This window comes from Thermobacillus sp. ZCTH02-B1 (assembly GCF_002159085.1).
Classification (GTDB): Bacteria; Bacillota; Bacilli; order Paenibacillales; family Paenibacillaceae; genus Thermobacillus.
The window spans coordinates 30160-49739 of record NZ_LZRU01000023.1; the positions used below are offsets into that span (position 1 = coordinate 30160).

Consider the following 19580-nt stretch of genomic DNA (forward strand, 5'->3'; position numbering starts at 1 on the left):
TCTCTTCTTGTGTCGTTCCCCGATTATTTCCCGGAAAATAATTGCGCGCGGCCGGGCTTGTCACGCTTGACCACGGCGAATATCGGCCTCCCCGACTCATATAATGTACCAAACATTCCGAGTTGGGAGGCGGGAACGTGCACGATTACATCAAAGAACGGACGATCAAGATCGGCAGATGCCTCGTCGAGACCAAGCACACCGTTCGAACGATCGCGAAGGAATTCGGCGTTTCGAAAAGCACGGTTCACAAGGACCTGACCGAGCGGCTGCCGGAGATCAATCCCGATCTGGCGAATCAGGTGAAGCACATTCTCGAGTACCACAAATCGATCCGACATCTGCGCGGCGGTGAGGCGACGAAGATCAAATACAAGAAATCGGCGGCGAAGAAGCGCGAAGCGCTGACGGCCGGTGTCACGAGCGGAAAAAACGGCTGATCTTTCTACAAAAATAGAGGAATTCGGACAATCGCATCGAATTGATATCGAGTGTGGGCCGACGGGAACCAAGGCGACACTGCATGACATACCGTGTGCCTCCGTCCCGGAGGGACGGGACGGCGCGCGGTATTCGTCGGGTTCGGACAGGCCGGTGTTCAGACGGCTCGAGATCGGACAAGCCTTCGGGGCCGGCCGGAACGCCCTGATAAATTTCGGTTGGGGGACAAGCGGAATCATGTTTGGCAAGGATATCGGAATCGATCTCGGAACAGCGAATGTGTCCATTCACGTCAAGGGCAGGGGCGTCGTGTTGGACGAGCCCTCCGTCGTCGCGATCGAAAGCGAGACGAAGCGCGTGCTCGCCGTCGGCGAAGAGGCCAGGCGAATGGTCGGCCGCACGCCGGGCAACATCGTGGCGATCCGGCCGCTGAAGGACGGCGTGATCGCCGACTTCGAGATTACCGAGCTGATGCTGAAGTCGTTCATCGACCGGGTCGGCGGGCGGTCATGGTTCAGCCGGCCGCGCATCCTGATCTGCGCGCCGACGAACATCACGTCGGTCGAGCAGAAGGCGATCCGGGAAGCGGCGGAGCGCAGCGGGGCGAAGGACGTCTTCCTCGAGGAGGAACCGAAGGCGGCGGCGATCGGCGCGGGGATGGACATCTTCCAGCCGAGCGGCAACATGGTCGTCGACATCGGCGGCGGCACGACGGATGTCGCGGTGCTGTCGATGGGCGACATCGTCACGGCCTCGTCCATCAAGGTGGCGGGCGACAAGTTCGATTCCGAGATCATGAAATATATCAAGAACAAATACAAGCTGCTGATCGGCGAACGGACAAGCGAGGACATCAAGATCCGGATCGGCACGGTCCATCCCGAAGGACGCCGGGAATCGATGGATATCCGCGGGCGCGACATGGTGACCGGGCTGCCCCAGACGGTGACGATCCGTTCGGAGGAAGTGCGGGAGGCGCTCTGGGATTCGGTCATGTCGATTGTCCAGGCGGCCAAGTCGGTGCTCGAGCGGACGCCGCCGGAGCTGTCGGCGGACATCATCGACCGCGGCGTCATCCTGACGGGCGGCGGGGCGCTGCTCCACGGGCTCGACCAGCTGTTGGCCGACGAGCTGAAGGTGCCGGTGCTGATCGCGGACGATCCGATGCACTGCGTCGTGAAGGGCACGGGCATCATGCTCGAAAATCTCGACAAGGTCAGTTCGAAGAAAATGTGATGCATTCCGTCCGGCGCTTCCTCATGATATTCACAAACCGGTCCCGGATTGCCGATACATAGATTACGGAGTCTTCGCGGCATCGCCGGAGTCGGCGCGGCCGCGGGAAGGAGGTTCGTCATGCTGCGCGGGTTGTACACGGCCGCGGCGGGGATGATCGCCCAGCAGCGGCGTCATGATACCGTCACGAACAACATTTCGAACCTGAATACGCCGGGCTACAAGGAAGCGGTGTCGGTGAACCGCTCGTTCCCCGAAATGCTGCTTCGCCTGACGGGCCTGGAAGGCCAGAAGCCCAGGCGGATCGGCGCGGTGAACACCGGCGTGTTCGCGGAGGAGAGCCTGTCGGTCCATGTTCAGGGCGACCTGTATGGGACGGGCAGGATGTCGGATTTCGCGATCCGGTCGGAGATCGGGGTGCCCGGACTCGTGTTCGACGGTTCCGGCAAGGCCGTCGACGCGAACGGCAACGTCGTGTTCCGGCCGCAGGCGTTCTTCACGGTGCAAAATCCGGACGGCGCCGTCCGCTATACGCGGAACGGGGCGTTCCTCGTGAACGAGGAAGGCTATCTCGTGACGAACGACGGTTCGTTCGTGCTCGGCACGGACAACAATCCGGTCCGGTTCCCGCCGGGCGTCGCCGTCGAAGAATTGACGCTGACGGATGATTTCCGGTTCGTCGACGCGACGGGCGCCGATACCGGCGCGCAGCTCCTGATTACGGTGATCGAGAACCCGAACCGCCTCGTCCGGGAAGGGTACGGCAAATTCCGGCTGAACGACGAGGACGCCGATCTGGCGCGCCCGGCCGCCGCCGGAGACAACATCGAAGTGAGGCAGGGCCATCTCGAGCGCGCCAACGTGGACGCGGCGCAGGCGATGGTCGATCTGATGAGCGCGCTCCGCGCGTACGAGTCGAACCAGCGCGTCATCCAGTTCTACGACAGTACGCTGAACAAGGCGGTCAACGAGGTCGGGAAGGTCTAGGGCTGGTTTTCGCGCCGATTTTCGGGTATGATGCTGGATGAGAGCGGGAAAGGAGCGGTTCGATGAACAGCTCGATGATCAACGCGTTGATGTCGATGCATGCGATGCAGCGCAAGATCGACCTCATCGCCGACAACATCGCCAATCTGAATACCGCGGGTTACAAGCGCAAGACTTCCTCGTTTGAGGAGCTGCTTGCGACGCTGAAACAGCAGGATGAGCGGTTCGCGCAGCCCGGCCGGCTGACGCCGCTCGGCTTCACGACCGGCTGGGGCGTGCGGATGACGCAGGTGCTCACGGACCTTGCGCAGGGTCCGATTCAGACCACCGGGAACGCATACGATCTCGCCATCCAGGGGCGGGCGTTCTTCGAGGTGATCGTCGACGGCGAAGGGCGGCGCGCCTACACGCGGCACGGCGCGTTCCAGGCGAGGGTGAACGAGGACGGCGACGTCGTCGTGACGACGGCGGACGGCTACCCGCTGGTCGTGCGCGGCGAGGACGGCACGGACGGGCCGCTCGTGTTGCCGGCGGGCCATGAGCTGCAGGTGGATGCCTGGGGCGCGGTCAGAGCCGTCTCGCCCGACGGGTCCCAGGTCCTCGAGCTCGGCCGGCTGAGGCTGGTTGAGCCGGTGAGACCGGAGGCGCTCGCGGCGGTGGCGGACAATCTGTACGCGGTGGCCGACGGCGTCGATCCGGCGGACGTGCTGCCCGACGCGCAGCCGGACGAGAACAACGACCTCCGGATCACGCAAGGCGCCCTGGAGCAATCGAACGTCGATCTGCAGACGGAGCTCACGGATCTCCTGATGGCCCAGCGGGCCTACCAACTCAGCGCGCGCGCGCTGCAATCCGCCGACATGATGATGAGTCTGGCCAACCAGTTGCGCGCGTGAGCGAAACGGGATGAGACATGATTAACGGACAGGACCGGCCGAAGTCGCCGGCAAGGGATACGGAACCGGTCCGCGCCGCGGCGCCGATCCGGAGAGGGACGGCGGAAGCGCCGGGGACGGCGGAAGCCGCGCCGCGGCGGCCGTCCGGCCCGACGGAGGCGGGCGCGGGAAGGCCGACCGACGGGAAGCCGCCGGCCGGCGAACCGGGGAAGCCGCGCAGGCGGCGGATGCATCCGGCTCTCCGGGGGCTGCTCTGGACGCTGCGCCTGACCATCGTGCCGCTGCTCTGCATCGCGGCGCTGATCGCGGGTTTGTATGTCGGCTACACGAAAATCGGCGGCGGATCGGCCGCGGACGTCTGGAAGCTGGAGACGTGGCTCCACATGTTCGATCTGATCTTCGCCGATTCGTAAGTTGGGTCAAGATTTCCGGTTGCGAAAAAAACGGGCGCCCCGCGCCGTCGTTCAGACGGGCGGGGCGCCCTTTCGTTCATGGCCGTCCGGGTTATTTCGTGACTTTCACCCGGATGGAGACGGTTTTGCCGCCGTACGACGCCTTGATCGTGGCCGTGCCCGGCTCCCTGGCGGTGATCGTCCCGGCCGATACGACGGCCACGCGTTCGTTCGAGGAGGTCCACGCGGCGAGCGCGGTCACGTCGGATTGCGAGCTCTTGTCGAACACGGCGGTCAGCCGCACCGCCCCGGTGCCGCCGGGCTTGAGCTCCAGCTTCTTCACCGACGCGCTCAGTCCGGTCAGCTTCGGCACGACCGACACCTGCACGACGACCTTGATGTCCTGATATTCGGCGGTGAGCGCCGCCTGTCCCGCGGCAACAGCCTTCACCTTGCTGCCGCTCACGGTGACGACGGACGGGTTGCTCGACGTCCAGGCGACCTTGCTGCTCAGGTTGACCGTCTTGCCGTTCTTGTAGGTCCCGATAACCCGGATCGTCTTCGACTTGCCGGGGTTCAGCTCGATCGAAGCGGGGTTCGCTTCCAGCTTGACGATCTCCTGCTCGACGTTGACGCGGAACGACAGCTTCTTGCCGAGATGGGAAGCGGTCAGGGTGTAACGGCCGGTCAGCAATCCCTTGAGCTCGCCCCTGACGACCAGAATGTTCGGCGACGATGTCGTCCATTCCAGCTTCGGTTCGATGTCTTCGACGATGTTCCCGTTCTTCAGGACCAGCGTCACATCCGGCAGCGGGACCGTCTTGCCGGCGACGACCGTGAGCTCTTCGACGTCCGACAGGAGAGCCAGCGGCTCTTCGTGCACGACGATCTTCACCGTCGCCGTGCGCGTGCCGACGCGCGCCGTCAGCACCGTCTCGCCGAGGCCGCGCGCGAACCATTTGCCGTCCCTGACCTCGACGATCGCCTCGTTCGCCGAGGTCCATTCGGCCGCCCCGGACACGTCGATCTTCTCGCCGGTGAGCGTCTCGCCGATCACCTTCGGCAGCGCGCCCTCGCCGTCCTCAAACGCGTCCATCGCTTCCCGCTCGACCTCGATCGACCGGACGCGCGGGTAGACGGTCACGTCGACGCCGACCGTCCGGCCCATGTACGACGCCGTGATGCGGGCCTTGCCCGCTTCCTTGGCCGAGACGAGGCCGCCGGAGACGGTCACCGGGTACACGTCCGACGATTTCCATTCGGCAAGGTCCGTGACGTCGATCTCCGGCTCATCCGGGTCGTTCGCCGCGAAAGCCCGAAGCTGCACCGGATCGCTTCCCGGCAGCAGATACAGCGGCTTGTCCGCCGACAGCCTGAGGGCCGCATAGGCGGGCCGCACGACGACCGTCACCGTGGCGTGCACGCCGAAGTACTCGGCGCGGATCGTCGTCGTGCCGACGCCGGCCGGCTTTACGAGGCCGCCCTCCACCGTGGCGACGGACGGATCGGCGGACTTCCAGCCGGCCTTCTCCGTTACGAGCTCGAAGCCGCCACCCTTCCGAACGGCCGTCGCCTCAAGCTGCACGCCCGCATCGCCGTAACGGAATTCGATCAGCTCATTCGGCGTGAGCGACAGCGATTCATAGGGCGACGCGATGTTCAGCTTGACGCTGTCGGAACGCCCCTTGTAGCGGGCCGAAATCGTGACCGATCCCGGCGCCAGCAGCTCGACCCTGCCGGCTTCCACGCGGGCGACGGCTTCGTTGGACGAGCTCCACTCCGCGTCGCCGGTCACGTCCGAGGTCGAGCCGTCCTTGTAAGCCAGCAGTTTCAGCCCGAGATCTTCGCCGACCAAGACGTCGAGCGACGCGGCCAGCGGCGTTCCGTCGGACGACGCGATCTCCACTTTGTCGAATTCGTGCGTCACCGTGACGCGCATCGTCTTCGACGCGGAAGCGTATTTCACGGTGATGTCGGCATAGCCGGAAGCCTTCGCCGTCAGCAGCCCTTTGTCCACGCTGACGACGCTGCCGTTGGACGTGCTCCAGACGGCGTCGAACGTCACATCCCGATAGGTGCCGTCGGACATCTCCGCGAGGGCCGAAATCTGCCGGCTGTCACCGACATGCATCGACAGGGTGTTGTCGATGTCGGCAAACCGGACCGCCCTCACCGACTCGTCCGCCGCCCCCGCCGGCATGGCGGGAAGCGCCAGCAGGATCAGCGCGGTTATTGCGGCGACGAGGCGAATGACCATCAGACCAGTTGTCTGGTGCGAACGCATCCTCCCAACCTCCTGCGCCCAAGCGGACGTAATGTAATCTAGATGGCTTCTTATAATATAAACGGCCGGATGACTCGAATTTTGAAGAATTTTCCGCAAAAAAATCCGCCGGGCCGGTCGAAGGATGCGGTAGAAGGGCGGCGGTTTCCTTTTTCCTGGTCAAGCGTTATAATGGTTTGGGAACTTGGGAAGGCGGCTCCTGCAGCGAGAGAACGGAGGGGGAGGGGAGACGTTGAATTTGCCGAATATGCTCACGGCGCTGCGATTTTTGCTGATACCCGTCTATCTGGTCGTATTCGCGAACGGGCATATGCTTTCGGCGTTCATCGTTTTCACCGCCGCGGGGCTGACCGATATCCTTGACGGATACATCGCCCGGACCAGGGGTCTCGAGACGCCTGCGGGCGCGCTGCTCGATCCGCTTGCCGACAAGCTGATGCTGATTGCGGTCATCCTCTCGCTGCTGATCGCGGGCATCATTCCGTTGGCGGCCGCGGTGCTGCTGCTTGTCCGCGATATCGGGATGATCGCGGGATCGGCGTTTTTCCATTTCCGGGGCAAAAAGACGGTCAAGGCGAACTGGATGGGCAAACTGACGACGGTGCTGTTCTATGTGGCCCTCATGTTCATTTTCCTCGAGCTGCCGCACGGCGTGACGATGCTCTGGTTCGTGATTGCGTTCTCATTCGTCACGTCGATCATGTACATCTTCAAGTTCAGGGCGCTCAACCGCCGGCAGCCCGGCTGAGGCCGGCGCCGGCAAACCGAAAAGGAGCCTGCCCGACGAGACGTACCCGCCGGACAAGCTCCCCTATCTGAACCTCCGCGATCTGCAGCTTCGCGAAGGGTATTATTATTCTTGGCGGTTCCGAAGCCTTTTATGCACCGGAACCCGGAGGAGGATGATGCCGACATGATGGATGTCAGACAGATTCAGTCGATCATTCCGCACCGGCCGCCCTTTCTGCTGGTCGACCGGATTCTCGAGGTGGAGCCGGGCGTCCGCGCGGTCGGGCTGAAGAACGTGTCGATGAACGAGCCGTATTTCGCGGGACATTTTCCGGATTATCCGGTCATGCCGGGCGTGCTGATCGTCGAGGCGCTGGCGCAGGTCGGCGCCGTCGCGATCCTGATGGTCGAGGAGAACCGGGGCAAGCTCGCGATGTTCGCCGGCATCGACAACCTCCGTTTCCGCGGACAGGTGGCGCCGGGCGACACGCTGACGCTGTCGGTCGAGATCATCCGCTTCAAAGGGCCGATCGGCAAGGGCAAGGCGGTTGCCACGGTCGACGGCCGCATGGTCGTCGAAGGCGAAATCATGTTTGCCCTGACGGACGCGGAAGGCAAGACGGGCGCCTGAGTTCGGGAACCGCGCCTGCCCGGAAGCGGGATTCGTGCGTCCGGGCGGAGGCTTGAAGCCGGAGTGGCCGTTTGGTGAAGGCGGTGCAGTCCGGCAGGTATTTTTTATACAAGGAAAAGCAGTTCTTTATATATGTAAGAACAGTATTTCGGGTGGCAAGGAGTGGGAACGATGACGGAGCTGAACGTCGCACTGGAGCGCTATCGGGCGTGGCTCGCGGATCCGGCGATCGACGAGGAGACGAAGCGCGAGCTGCGCGAACTGGAGGGACAGGAGCCGGAAATCGTGGACCGGTTCTACCGGGAGCTGGAGTTCGGCACGGGCGGCCTGCGCGGCGTGATGGGCGCCGGCCTGAACCGGATGAACGCCTACACGGTCGGCAAGGCGACGCAGGGGCTCGCGAACTGGCTGCTGGCGCGGCGCGAGAAGCCTTCCGTCGTGATCGCGCACGATTCGCGCCGTTCATCCGACGCGTTCGCGCTCACGGCCGCGGAGGTGCTGGCAGGTAACGGCATCCGGGCGTATCTGTGGCCGAGTCTCCGCCCGACTCCGCAGCTTTCGTTCACGGTGCGGCATCTCGGCGCGGACGCCGGCGTCGTGATCACGGCCAGCCACAATCCGCCGGAATACAACGGATACAAGGTGTACGGCCCGGACGGCTGCCAGATCGTGCCGGACCTGGCGGCCGAGGTGATCGCCCGCATTCGGGAAGTCGGGAGCTTCGCGGAGGTGAAGCGGATGCCCCGCGCGGAAGCGGAGGCGGCCGGGCTGATCGTCTGGCTGGGCGAACGGGAGGACCGGGCGTATCACGAGACGGTCGCGGCCCAGTGCCTCCGGCCGGAGCTCATCAAATCCGGCGCGGGCAACGAGCTTTCCATTATTTATACGCCGCTGCACGGGGCGGGCAACGTGCCGGTGCGGGAAGTGCTGAAGCTGGCCGGTTTCGGGAACGTGCGGGTCGTCGCCGAGCAGGAGCGGCCGGACGGCAATTTCCCGACGGTGAAGTCGCCGAACCCGGAGGAGCGCGAAGCGTTCACGCTCGCGATCGAGCAGGCGAAGCGGGAAGGCGCCGATCTCATCATCGGCACCGACCCGGACTGCGACCGGGTGGGTGCCGTCGTGAAGGATGATCGCGGCGAATATATCGTGCTGAACGGCAACCAGACCGGCGCGATCCTCGTGCATTATCTGCTTACGGCGCTGCATGAGCAGGGGCGGCTGCCGGCGAACGGGGCCGTCATCAAGACGATCGTCACGGGCGAGATGGGCGCGGACATCGCGCGCAGCTTCGGCGTCCGGGTGGACAACACGCTCACCGGATTCAAGTACATCGGCGAGCGGATGACGCGCTATGAGCAGACGGGCGAGGCGACGTTCCTGTTCGGCTACGAGGAGAGCTACGGGTATCTCGCGGGGACGTACGCGCGCGACAAGGACGGTGTCGTCGCTTCGCTCTTGATCGCCGAAGCGGCGGCGTACTACAAGCGGCAGGGCAAGACGCTGTACGACGTGCTGCTCGAGCTGTACGGGAAGTACGGTTATTATTTCGAAGCGCTCGAATCGCGCACGCTGAAAGGGATCGACGGCGTCCGGAAGATTCGGGGCATCATGGAGGACTGGCGCACGGCGCCGCCTTCGGAAGTCGCCGGGGTCGAGGTGGAGCGGGTGCTCGACTATCTCCCGGGGCTCGACGGCCTGCCGCCGGAGAACGTGCTGAAGTTCATGCTGGCGGACGGCTCCTGGTTCTGCCTGCGCCCGTCGGGCACGGAGCCGAAGATCAAGGTGTATTTCGCCGTGCGCCGGAGCGGCCGGGAGGAAGCGGAATCCGCGCTGCGGCGCCTGGTCGCCGAAGTGATGGAACGGGTCGACAAACGGAGCTGAGGAGTGGACAAATTGCCGCGAGTCAATCGGAAATTGTACCGGGCGGCGCGCCGGCTGCTCCTGCTGTTCACGGCGCTGGGCGTGCTCGCCGCGCTGCCGCTCGGTGTCGTGCGCCATCAGATGGAGCAGAAGTCGAAGACGGTCGAGTTCGTGTTCGATTACCGCGATCTGCTGCTGATCGCGTCCTATCACGCGCATCCGCGGGAATTCGTCGCGGAGAAGCTCCAGGCGCTGAAGGAAGCCGGCGTGACGACGATGGCCGTGTTCGAGGGGTCGCTGGATGATTTCCAGCGCGCGGGACGGATCACCGTCTACAACTCCAAGGAAGCGGCCATGCTGCGGGGAGAGCCGGCGTCGGCGGACGAGAACTACACGTATGTGCTGTTCGCGGACGAGGCGACGGCCGAGGCGCTCGAGCCGGTGTTCCGGCGGGCGTTCGAACGGAGCGGCAACACGGTCCGGGCATGGTCGCACGGCGGCCGCCCCGGCATCGTGATCGACACGTCGGTCGAGGATGCGCAGCTTCGGCCGATGGAGCCGGACCCGCTCGCGATGGAGGAGCTCACGGCCGCCGGCTTCCGGCTGCTGCCGCGGTTCACCGACCGGATCCGGCCCTATGATCCGGTGTTGATGGACGAGCTGCTCGGCCGGTTCGCCGCGCTCGGCTCGACGTTCCTGCTGTTCGAGGGCACCGAGGCGACGGGCTTCGGGGATCGGGCGGAGCTGGGCAGCCTCGACCATTTCGCGTCGCTGCTGAACAAGCACAACATCGGGCTTGCGACGATCGAGAATCTCCGCGCGCCGCAGGCGGGCTTCGCGACGCTCGCCTGGGAGACGGACTACAACGTCGTGCGGCTGTACTCGCTGTCCGAGAACGACGCGATGACGATGACCCCGGAGGCGATCGCGGACCGGTTCCTGCTCGCGGCGAAGGACCGGAACATCCGGATGTTCTATCTGAACGCCGCGCCGGTGCGGAGCGGGACGCGGCCGGAGGTCGCCGATCCGCTGGACAATCTGGTGGAGGCGCTGGCGGGCGGCGACGATACGGAAGGGGCGATCGCGAAGCTCGAGCGGTTCGGCTTCCGGGCGGGCTTTGCCGAGCCGTTCGATTACCGGCATGAAGGATGGCAGAAGGCGCTGCGCGCCGTCGTCGCGCTGGGCGCGATCGCGGTCATCGCGCTGCTCATCGACGCGTTCCTGCGCGGGTTCGGGCCGGCCGCGTTTGTGATCGGCGTGATCGGCAGCGCCGGGCTGTACGTGCTCAGCCCGTCGCTTCTGGAGCAGGCGCTGGCGCTCGGCGCGGCGGTCGCGGTGCCGACGCTGGCCGTCCTGTGGGCGCTCGGGCGCGTCCGCGCGCATACGGAGGGCGAACGGCGGCCGGTCGGCGGCTTCGGCGCTGCGGAGCCGGCGCCGGCGGATGACGGGCGGCTGCTCGGCGGCCGGTGGACGTTCGACGGCCATCCGGCGGGCCGGCGGCTCGCGGCGGCGCTCGCGCTGTTCGCAGCGACGTCGCTGCTCACGCTGCTCGGCACGGCGTTCGTGTTCGGCCTGCTGACGAATGTGACGTACAGCCTGGTGCTGCAGCAGTTCCGCGGCGTCAGCTTGCTGCACGCGGCGCCGATCGCGCTCGTCGCGATTTACGTGTTCCTGTACACCGGGAAGTCCGTGTCCGGGCAGCTTCGCAAGCTCATGCGGCTTGAGGTGACGGTGTTCGGCCTGATCGTGACCGCCGTGCTCGCGGCCGTCGGCTACTACTACATGACGCGCACGGGCAACGCCGGGCAGGTGACCTCGCTGGAGCTCATGTTCCGGAACGCCCTCGAATCGGCGTTCGGCGTGCGGCCGCGCACGAAGGAATTTCTGATCGCGCATCCGCTGCTCGTGTTCGGGCTGTTCCTGTCGCTGCGCTATCGCGCGGCCTGGGTGCTCATGATCGCCGGGGTGCTCGGGCAGCTCTCGATGGTCGACACGTTCGCGCACATCCACTCGCCGATCCTGCTGTCACTGATCCGCAGCCTGCTCGGCCTCGGCCTGGGGCTCGTCATCGGGCTTCTCCTGATCGCGCTGTGGCAGCTCGGGGAAGGAGCGTGGCGGCGATGGGCGCTCTCCGCGAAGGGCGACGGACGTACCGCGTAGCGATATCGGGCTATTACGGGTTCCGCAACAGCGGCGACGAGGCGGTGCTGCGCTCGATCGTGTCGGCGCTCCGGGAGGAAGCCCGGGCGGCGGGCGTGCGCATCGAGCCGGTCGTCCTGTCGGTCGATCCGGCCTGGACGCGGTCGGCGCACGGCGTCGAGGCCGCGCACCGGATGAGGCCCGCCGAGGTGCTGCGGACGCTGCGCGGCTGCGATGCGCTGATCAGCGGCGGCGGCAGCCTGCTGCAGGACGCGACGGGTGCGCTGACGATCCCGTATTACACGGGGATCGTCGGGCTGGCGCGCATGCTGCGCAAGCCGGTGTTCATTTACGCCCAGGGGATCGGGCCGGTCCGGCGCGCGTGGCTGCGCCCGCTCGTGCGCTTCGCGATGAACGCGTCCCGCGTCGTGACGGTGCGGGACGGGGAGAGCGCCGCGCTGCTCGAACGCTTCGGCGTCGCGCGCGAACGGATCGGGGTGGTGCCGGATCCGGTGATGGGATTGGATTTGCCGGACGGGGAGGAGCCGACCGCGGGCGGGCCGGACGGCGCGGGGGTTCCGGTCGTCGGCGTGTCGGTGCGCCGCTGGCGGCCCGACGGCGCCGACCTGGAACGCGTCGCGGAGGCGCTGGCCGCGCTCGCCCGGCGGCGCGCGGTTCGGCTGCGCTTCCTGCCGATGCATCTGCCGGACGACGCGGAGGCGTCGCGCGCCGTGATGGAGCATCTGGCCGCGCTAGGCTTCGGACAGGCCGCCGAGCTCGCCGAGCCCGGCGACGATCCGCAGCGGATGCTGCTCGAGGTCGGGCGCTGCAGCCTCGTCTTCGGCATGCGGCTGCACGCGCTCATCTATGCGGCGAACCGCGGCGTGCCGATGTTCGGGCTGTCCTATGATCCGAAGATCGATCATTTCCTCGCGCGGCTCGGCCTGAAGCCCGTCGGGACGACGGACGGGCTCGACGCGGAGGCGTTCGCCGCGGCGGCCGACGCGCTGCTCGGGCCCGAAGGCGCGGCGGCCTGGCGCAAGCGGCACGGGCCGGCGATCGAGGCGCTGCGCCGGGATGCCCGGCGGCCGGCGCGGCTCATCATCGAAGCGTTGACCGGGCCGGACAAGGGGTGACGGGATGGACGTGAAGCGCGATTATCCGGCGGTGCCGATCTTCGGCCTGCCGTTCTCGAAGATGGACATGGCGCAGACGGTCGGGTATCTGGCGCGGCGCATCGAAGAGCGGCGGCCGACGCAGGTGGTCACCGGAAACCCGATCATGGTGATGGCGGCGCTCGAGCGGCCGGACTATTACCGCGTCCTGGAGCAGGCCGAGCTGATCGTGCCGGACGGCGCGGGCATCGTCTGGGCGTCCCGCGTCGCCGGCGACCCGGTGCCGGAGCGCGTCGCGGGATTCGATTTGCTGCACGAGCTGATGCGCGAGGGCGAGCGGCGGTGCTGGTCGGTCTATCTGCTGGGCGCGCGGCAGGACGTGGTCGAGGAGACCGCGCGGCGGCTTGGGGAGCGCTATCCGCTCGTCCGGATCGCCGGATACCGCAACGGCTATTTCGGCCCGGAGGAGGACGAGGCGGTCGTCCGGGCCGTCAGGGAGGCCGCGCCGGATCTCCTGTTCGTCGCGCGGGACGCGCTGACGACGCAGGAACCCTGGATCGCGCGCTACAAGGAGGCGCTGGGCGTGCCCGTCATGATGGGGGTCGGCGGCAGCTTCGACGTGATCGCGGGGCGGACGAAGCGGGCGCCGGCATCGTTCCAGAGGCTCGGGCTGGAATGGCTGTACCGGCTGCTTCGCCAGCCTTCGCGCGCCGGACGGATGGCCGCGCTGCCGCGCTTTGCGCTGAAAGTGCTGCGTGCGGGCCGGAATGTGACGGAGCGCCCGGGCGGCGCGGGCGAAAACGGGCCCGAACGCTGAAAAATCGGATGAAAACGGGGATGGATTTTCATACCGAAGAGGCGTATAATGCTGTTCGTTGCGGTTCGGACTTCCCGAAAAGGCGGGAAGCTCTCCAACCGCGCAAGCGACAGCATGATACATACGGGAGAGTGTGATCATGCCTGCGGGCTTTGGTCTGATCTTCGGATTCATCGTTGCGGCGGCCCTCGCCTGGCTTTTGACGCCGGCGGTCGGAAGGCTGGCGTTCCGGATCGGCGCCGTCGACCGGCCGGACGAACGGAAAGTCCATACCCGCGTCATGCCGCGCCTCGGCGGCCTCGCGATCTACGCCTCGTTCATCGCCGGCCTGTTCGCGTTGCTGCCGTTCCTGCCGGATGCGTGGCTGAGCGCCTATGACGCGCGTTTCATCCGGGCGCTGCTGGCGGGCGGCACGATCATCGTGCTGCTGGGCGCGCTCGACGACCGGTTCGGACTGCCCGCGAAGGTGAAGCTGCTCGGCCAGATCGCGGCCGCCTGCGTCGTCGTGTTCGGATTCGGCATCCGGATCAGCCTGGTCAACATTCCGTTCGGCGGGACGATGCAGCCGCTCGCGGAATGGCTTGCGATTCCGCTCACCATCCTCTGGATCGTCGGCTGCACGAACGCGATCAATCTGATCGACGGGCTGGACGGCCTCGCGGCCGGGGTGAGCGGCATCGCGATCGCGACGATTCTCGTGATGGCCGCCGTCATGGGCTACGAGGCGGTGCTGCTGCTCGGCGCGCCGTTGCTCGGGAGCATCATCGGGTTTCTGAGGCACAATTTCCATCCGGCGAGGATCTTCATGGGCGATTCGGGCTCGCTGTTCCTCGGCTTCAGCCTGGCGACGCTGTCGATGCTCGGGTTCAAACAGGTGACGATCGTCTCGTTCGTGACGCCGCTGCTCATCATCGGCGTGCCGCTGTCGGACACGTTCTTCGCGATCGTCCGGCGGGTGGTGAACCGGCGGCCGATCTTCGCGCCGGACAAGGGGCATCTGCACCATTGCCTGCGCGAGCTCGGCTTCAGCCACCGCGGAACGGTGCTGATCATCTGGGGCATCGCCGCGTTCTTCGGAGCGACCGCCATCTTCATGTCGACCGTCGTGCCGTCGTCGTCGGCGAACTGGGTCACGTTCGTCGTCATCGCGGTGCTCGTCCTCATCCTGCAGATCGGCGCGGAGCTGATCGGGATCGTCGACAAGACGCGCCGGCCGGTGCTCGACTTCCTGGCCCGGCTCGGAATGAAGGTCGGCGTTCCGACGCGGTCGAAGTGAGAAGCGGGAAGGCGGTTTTCCGGACTTTCGGCCCGGCCGTTCAGGCCGGGTCTTTTTCACTTGGGTTCGGATGAACCGGCGGATGCGGAATGTGTGGTCCGGCGGCTAAAGTATCCGGGGGTTCGAGCCGATAACTAGGGTACGGAACTTTTGTCGAATATCCGCGTCCTTTTTTATGGGTATGAAAACCATTCCCGAATCGACGAAAGAAATGCTGACAGGGGGAGGGGAGACGGCGAAGTTCGGGAACCATTGCGATCCGGACGCGGAAAAGGCTCTGTCCGGCCGGATCCGGGAAGCGGATTCGCTCCGGGGCGCATGCGGCCCGGGAGAGTCGAAATCGGTCCAGAATTGTTGAATCGGGAAGGAGGAACTTTCGTGAAGCGATTCACCGCTGTGCTGCTGGCCGTCTGTCTGGCGCTGTTGTCGGTTCCGGCGACGATCGCGCCCGTATCGGCGGCAGACGGGGATTACTTCATATTTCCGGGAGAACAATCCACCTATGAGAATGCCCGTGTCGTCCTGACAGACCGTATCGATCTGACGGGTACGATCAACGGGGTCATCGGATCGTCCATTTCCTATACGGTTGAAAAAGTGATCCTGGTCAACGGGCAGGAGCAGGTCGTCCAGTCGAATCCGAACCAGACGGCCAACATCGTCCTGTCCGGTAACACCATCCGGGTGCTGGGCATCCAGCTGTACCCCGGCGTGAACAAGATCACGTTCAAGGGGCTGATCGGTTTCACCGAGGTTTCGACCAGCATTTACATCGAATACCGCAACAGCCCGACGCTCTATGACCTGCAAGCCATTATCGACGGACAGCGGTTTGCGATCCTGGAAGACGAAACGACGGTCATTCATTCGGCGCCCTCCAGGAATCGTCCCGACTATGACATTATCATCACCGGCAAAGCGCCGAACGCGGACCGCGTGACGGTCATCGTGAACGGCCGCAGCTACACCTATACGGTCTCGGCGAACAACGACTGGTCGTTCGCGGCTTCCCCGGTCAACGTCCGGAAAGGGAAGAACACGGTAACCATCCGCGTTCACAACGATACGCAGACCGTCGAGACGACGCGCGAAATCGCGTTCTACAACGGCGAAGTGACGTTCTTTGATCTGAAGCTGACGAACGACAATACGGGCGCCGGCGCTTCCGTGCCGCTTGATTCCGTGACGAACTTCTCCGTCGCTTCCGCGGATCCGGTATACGTAACCGGGAAAGTCATCCTGCCGGTCAAGGTGACGCAGAAAGACTCCGGCGAAACGACCTATGTCCCGGATGACACCCATTTCGGCTCTCCGAGCGACAAGTACCGGTTCCGGCTCGACAACAGCTCGGCCTGGACGGATATGACGTTGCAATCGCCCAACCCGGATCCGGCGGATTTCACGCCGTCCACCGCATTCGTCATGGCCGAGTTTACGGAGTACCTCGGTACGGCGAGCGGCCTCGGGTTCAATACGCCGCATACGCTGATGTTCGAGGGCGTGAACGCGACCAAGACAACCACGGCGAATGTGGACAGAACCGGTCCGTTCATTTTCTATCTGCGGGACAAGTCCCAGCCGTATATCCAGGAAGTGAACTATCTGCCGGGATATTCGGAACAGATGGACAGCGACACGAACCGGCTGATCTCCTTGACCGGTTCTCCGCTGAACGGTGCGACGATTCCGGCGCTGCCGCTCGGCGTGGAACTGCTGATCGGCAATTCGGACGGTGATCCGAGCCCCGCGCTGATCGAGGTCAACGGAGCTGCTCCGGCCAGCGATTCGTGGGAAGAAATCAAGGTTTCGCCTCCGGTGTACGTGACCCGCGTGATCGACGGCGTGCCGCAGCAGTTCCAGCGCGTTTTCCTGAAAATCAGCAAGGCTCCGTCCTCCGGCACGCTGAAGCTCAAGTTCCAGGTCGAGGGCGGAGCGACGGCCGAGGTCACGATTTATCTGCTGTACGGCCCGTATGTGAAATACGACAGGCTGTACGACGGAATGGAAATCCGCTTCGATACGACGAGAACCGACGGCCTGGAATATATCCTTGAAGACATGCTGGGGTACTTCAGCGGCGAGCTGAAGAACGTCAGCAATCCGGCCGACATTCGCTACGAGAACGCCACGTCCGGTTCGCAAACGCTGTTGCAGACGGTGTTCTTCTACATCAACAACATCGAAGTCAAGCTGGAGCAGGACAGCACGTCCTCAAGCCCGACGCGGTTCAGGCTGAGCTCCGAAGGGCAGAGCAATCCGGCTGACAGCGACAACGTGAAACGGGCGTATGATGCCATCTTCAAGAGCGGCGAGAACGTCGTCCGGTTCGTCTTCCAGACGCCCAGTCACAGTTATGTCAGCGAGACGCGGTTTGTCGTCATTCCGACGAATCTGCCGGAAATTCCGGCCAGGGGTTCGGACGGGATCTTCCCGTACAGCCTGAACCGGGAGCCGAGCAAAAACGATCCGAACTTTGAGCTGCGGGGCACGGTCTACACGACGCGCGAAGCCTGGATGAACATTTACGGAACGTTCGACTTCGTTGATCTGGGCGACGATCCCGGAGAAGTCGAAGCGATGCTCGCGCAGCTGTCCGGCAGCAACCTTTTGGCCAATTACATTCTGCATATCCGGACCGGCTATACCGAATACGAGTGGAATCTGGGCAATGAATTCAGGGATTCGGAAGGCAACGTGTACAACGAAGGATCGCTTCCGATCGTCACGGGTCCCACCGGAACCGCGACCGGCATTCCGCTGCGCGTCGTATACAATCTGAAAACGCAGTACTTCGAATTCTATCTGGAAAGACAGCAGCTGCCGGTGGACGGAAGCCCGATCGTCTATACGTTCACGGTGTTCAACACCGGCAAGAACGGGCCGCGCGCTTCGTACCGCCTGGAAGTGGATCCGACGACCGTCCCGTACACGATCCTTTCGCCGATTCCCGAGAAGCGGACGGTCAATCAGAACTTCGTCGAAGTGATCATTTACTCCGAGGGCGCGGAGTCGGTGGTGATCGACGGACAACCGGCCCGGAAGATCCGGTACATCAACCATGCGGCGACTTCGGCGGAGGAAGCGGAACTGGATGCCTTCTATGCCCTGGTCACGGGGCTCAGGGCCAACCGGCCGACCGACATCAAGTTTGTCATTACAAGCGGCGAGGAAAAAATTCAGGACAGCATCACCGTGACCTATACGCCGGAGAACATTCCCGGCGCGAAGGTCATCCAAAAGATGAGCAACAAACATACGCCGTTCGGCAACGCCCTGACGCTGTCGTTCGAGCGGGGCACCAACCTGATCCGCCGGGATTACAACGTGCCGCAGGAGTACAAGACCCAGGTTTACAGCGGGAACAACATCCTGTTCGCGATCGCCAATCCGACGGACGGCGTGGTGGACCGCCACGAATTCGAGAGCGTGCCGGCGGGCTACGACCTGCAAGTGGAGACGGGCTCGGTCTATTTCTCCGCGAGCTTCCCGTCCCGGTTCGTGAAGGTCAGCCCGGTGTTCTGGATTGACGCGGGCGATGCGGACGACATCACGACCCCGGCATACGATCCGATCACGTCGGGCTACGATCCGATGCCGCTCAACGTGATCAAGGACGAGGAACGGAAGTTCTATTACGATCGTGCTGCCGATCGGGAACTCATTCCTTCAAAGCGCGGCACGCTGACGCTGGCTTACGATCCGTCGGCGCGTCAAAGCGCGGGCGTGTCGGTCACGGTGTTCCGGTTCGATCCGTATACCCGTCAATGGGAAAACATCGGCGGCAAGGTCGATGAGCGGAAGCACACGATCACGGTGCCGTTCGACCGGTTCGGCTATTACGTCGTCGCCAAGCTGGCCGCCAGCTTCAACGACATCATCGATCACCCGTACGGGCGCAACGCGATGGAGGCAGTGTTCGCGAAAGGCATCATGAACGCCGTGGATCCGAGCGGGGCGTTCGGCACGGATCTGTACATTACCCGCGGCGAATTCACGCGCATGATCGTCAAGGCCCTGGAGCTGCCGCTGAACTATGACGGACCGAAGCATTTCATGGACCTCGGCGACACCAGCGGCATCATCAGCCCGGACGCGCTCTGGGATTTCCGTTATATCGAGACGGCGGCGCGGGCCGGCATCGTCAAGGGCACGCGGCCGAACACGTTCTCGCCGAACGATTACATCACCCGCCAGGATGCGGCCGTCATGCTGGCGAACGCGCTGAACCTGAAGCAGGATACGAAGCTGGATTCCGTGCGCAAGCAGCTGCAAAAGGCGTTCAAGGACGAGGCGAGCATCAATATCTACGCGAAGCCGGCCGTCGCGGCGATCCAGAAGAAGGGGTATATCGCCGGATCGCCGGTGGATTCCACCGACCTGTCGAAGGGTTATGTGTTCGAGCCTACGGCCCGCCTGCTGAGATCGGATGCCGCCATCATCATCGCGCGCGTGATGGCGGATCAGAAGAAGCTGCCCGCGATCTTCGCGCCGAAGCAGCCGTGAGCACGCGCTGAAGCAAGCGCCCGGACAAGGGAAAGCCGGATCCCGAGCGATCCGGTTTTTCCCGTCCGGGCATGCAAATTTCGCGCGGAATGGAAGATAGTTGGGCTCGACGGTCCGGGCGCACGCAGGCTATACTCATAACCGTAAGTCTTGAAGTCATGGAATTTTCGCGTACGGCGCGAAAAATATTTTTCGGATACAGCGCCGATCATCGCAACTTTTTCGTGAAGCCTGCGTCTAATTACATGACTTCGGGAACGGCGGAATTCGCGGC

At 64.3% G+C, this 19580-nt stretch carries 14 protein-coding genes; 13 read left to right on the forward strand and 1 reads right to left on the reverse strand.

Annotation, left to right across the window (positions count from 1 at the left end; all coding sequences use genetic code 11):
- The first annotated feature begins 137 nt into the window (after positions 1 to 137).
- The 5 genes from spoIIID (at position 138) to A9Z00_RS10225 (ending at position 3973) form a co-directional block, all read left to right on the forward strand.
- Positions 138 to 440 (forward strand): sporulation transcriptional regulator SpoIIID, encoded by a 303-nt coding sequence (gene spoIIID / locus A9Z00_RS10205; RefSeq protein ID WP_296976708.1) that lies wholly within the window; start codon positions 138 to 140, stop codon positions 438 to 440.
- A gap of 238 nt (positions 441 to 678) precedes the next feature.
- On the forward strand, positions 679 to 1677 hold the full coding sequence (gene mreB, locus A9Z00_RS10210) for a rod shape-determining protein (RefSeq protein WP_296976712.1): 999 nt from the start codon (positions 679 to 681) through the stop codon (positions 1675 to 1677).
- Positions 1678 to 1797: 120 nt separating this feature from the next.
- Complete coding sequence (locus tag A9Z00_RS10215; RefSeq protein WP_296976714.1) at positions 1798 to 2664, forward strand: flagellar hook-basal body protein; 867 nt, start codon at positions 1798 to 1800, stop codon at positions 2662 to 2664.
- A gap of 62 nt (positions 2665 to 2726) precedes the next feature.
- Positions 2727 to 3560 carry a flagellar hook-basal body protein gene (locus tag A9Z00_RS10220; protein ID WP_296976716.1) on the forward strand — a complete coding sequence of 278 codons (834 nt, stop codon included), beginning with the start codon at positions 2727 to 2729 and terminating at the stop codon, positions 3558 to 3560.
- Positions 3561 to 3577: 17 nt separating this feature from the next.
- The gene (locus A9Z00_RS10225) at positions 3578 to 3973 is read left to right on the forward strand and encodes a DNA-directed RNA polymerase subunit beta (protein WP_296976718.1); all 396 of its coding nucleotides are present in this window, start codon (positions 3578 to 3580) and stop codon (positions 3971 to 3973) included.
- A gap of 91 nt (positions 3974 to 4064) precedes the next feature.
- Here A9Z00_RS10225 and A9Z00_RS10230 read toward each other — a convergent pair whose 3' ends face one another.
- Positions 4065 to 6236 carry an Ig-like domain-containing protein gene (locus A9Z00_RS10230; RefSeq protein ID WP_296976720.1) on the reverse strand — a complete coding sequence of 724 codons (2172 nt, stop codon included), beginning with the start codon at positions 6234 to 6236 and terminating at the stop codon, positions 4065 to 4067.
- Positions 6237 to 6468: 232 nt separating this feature from the next.
- Between A9Z00_RS10230 and A9Z00_RS10235 the strand changes: the two genes are divergently transcribed.
- The 8 genes from A9Z00_RS10235 (at position 6469) to A9Z00_RS10270 (ending at position 19306) form a co-directional block, all read left to right on the forward strand.
- Positions 6469 to 6984 carry a CDP-alcohol phosphatidyltransferase family protein gene (locus A9Z00_RS10235; protein WP_296976722.1) on the forward strand — a complete coding sequence of 172 codons (516 nt, stop codon included), beginning with the start codon at positions 6469 to 6471 and terminating at the stop codon, positions 6982 to 6984.
- Positions 6985 to 7149: 165 nt separating this feature from the next.
- The gene (gene fabZ, locus A9Z00_RS10240) at positions 7150 to 7596 is read left to right on the forward strand and encodes a 3-hydroxyacyl-ACP dehydratase FabZ (RefSeq protein ID WP_296976725.1); all 447 of its coding nucleotides are present in this window, start codon (positions 7150 to 7152) and stop codon (positions 7594 to 7596) included.
- 171 nt (positions 7597 to 7767) lie between these two features.
- Positions 7768 to 9477, forward strand: a complete 1710-nt coding sequence (locus tag A9Z00_RS10245; protein WP_296976728.1) for a phospho-sugar mutase — start codon at positions 7768 to 7770, stop codon at positions 9475 to 9477.
- 120 nt (positions 9478 to 9597) lie between these two features.
- Positions 9598 to 11616: a DUF5693 family protein gene (locus tag A9Z00_RS10250; RefSeq protein ID WP_483316294.1), complete on the forward strand. Its 2019-nt coding sequence runs from the start codon at positions 9598 to 9600 to the stop codon at positions 11614 to 11616.
- On the forward strand, positions 11577 to 12731 hold the full coding sequence (gene csaB, locus A9Z00_RS10255) for a polysaccharide pyruvyl transferase CsaB (protein WP_296976737.1): 1155 nt from the start codon (positions 11577 to 11579) through the stop codon (positions 12729 to 12731). Before A9Z00_RS10250 ends, csaB begins: the two co-directional genes overlap by 40 nt.
- Positions 12732 to 12735: 4 nt before the next feature.
- Positions 12736 to 13527, forward strand: coding sequence for a WecB/TagA/CpsF family glycosyltransferase (locus A9Z00_RS10260; RefSeq protein WP_296976740.1), 792 nt, complete (start codon positions 12736 to 12738; stop codon positions 13525 to 13527).
- Positions 13528 to 13666: 139 nt separating this feature from the next.
- The gene (locus tag A9Z00_RS10265) at positions 13667 to 14803 is read left to right on the forward strand and encodes an MraY family glycosyltransferase (protein ID WP_296976743.1); all 1137 of its coding nucleotides are present in this window, start codon (positions 13667 to 13669) and stop codon (positions 14801 to 14803) included.
- Between the two features lie 378 nt (positions 14804 to 15181).
- A complete protein-coding gene (locus A9Z00_RS10270; RefSeq protein ID WP_296976746.1) occupies positions 15182 to 19306 on the forward strand; it encodes an S-layer homology domain-containing protein in 4125 nt (1374 codons plus the stop codon).
- The last annotated feature ends 274 nt before the right edge of the window (positions 19307 to 19580 follow it).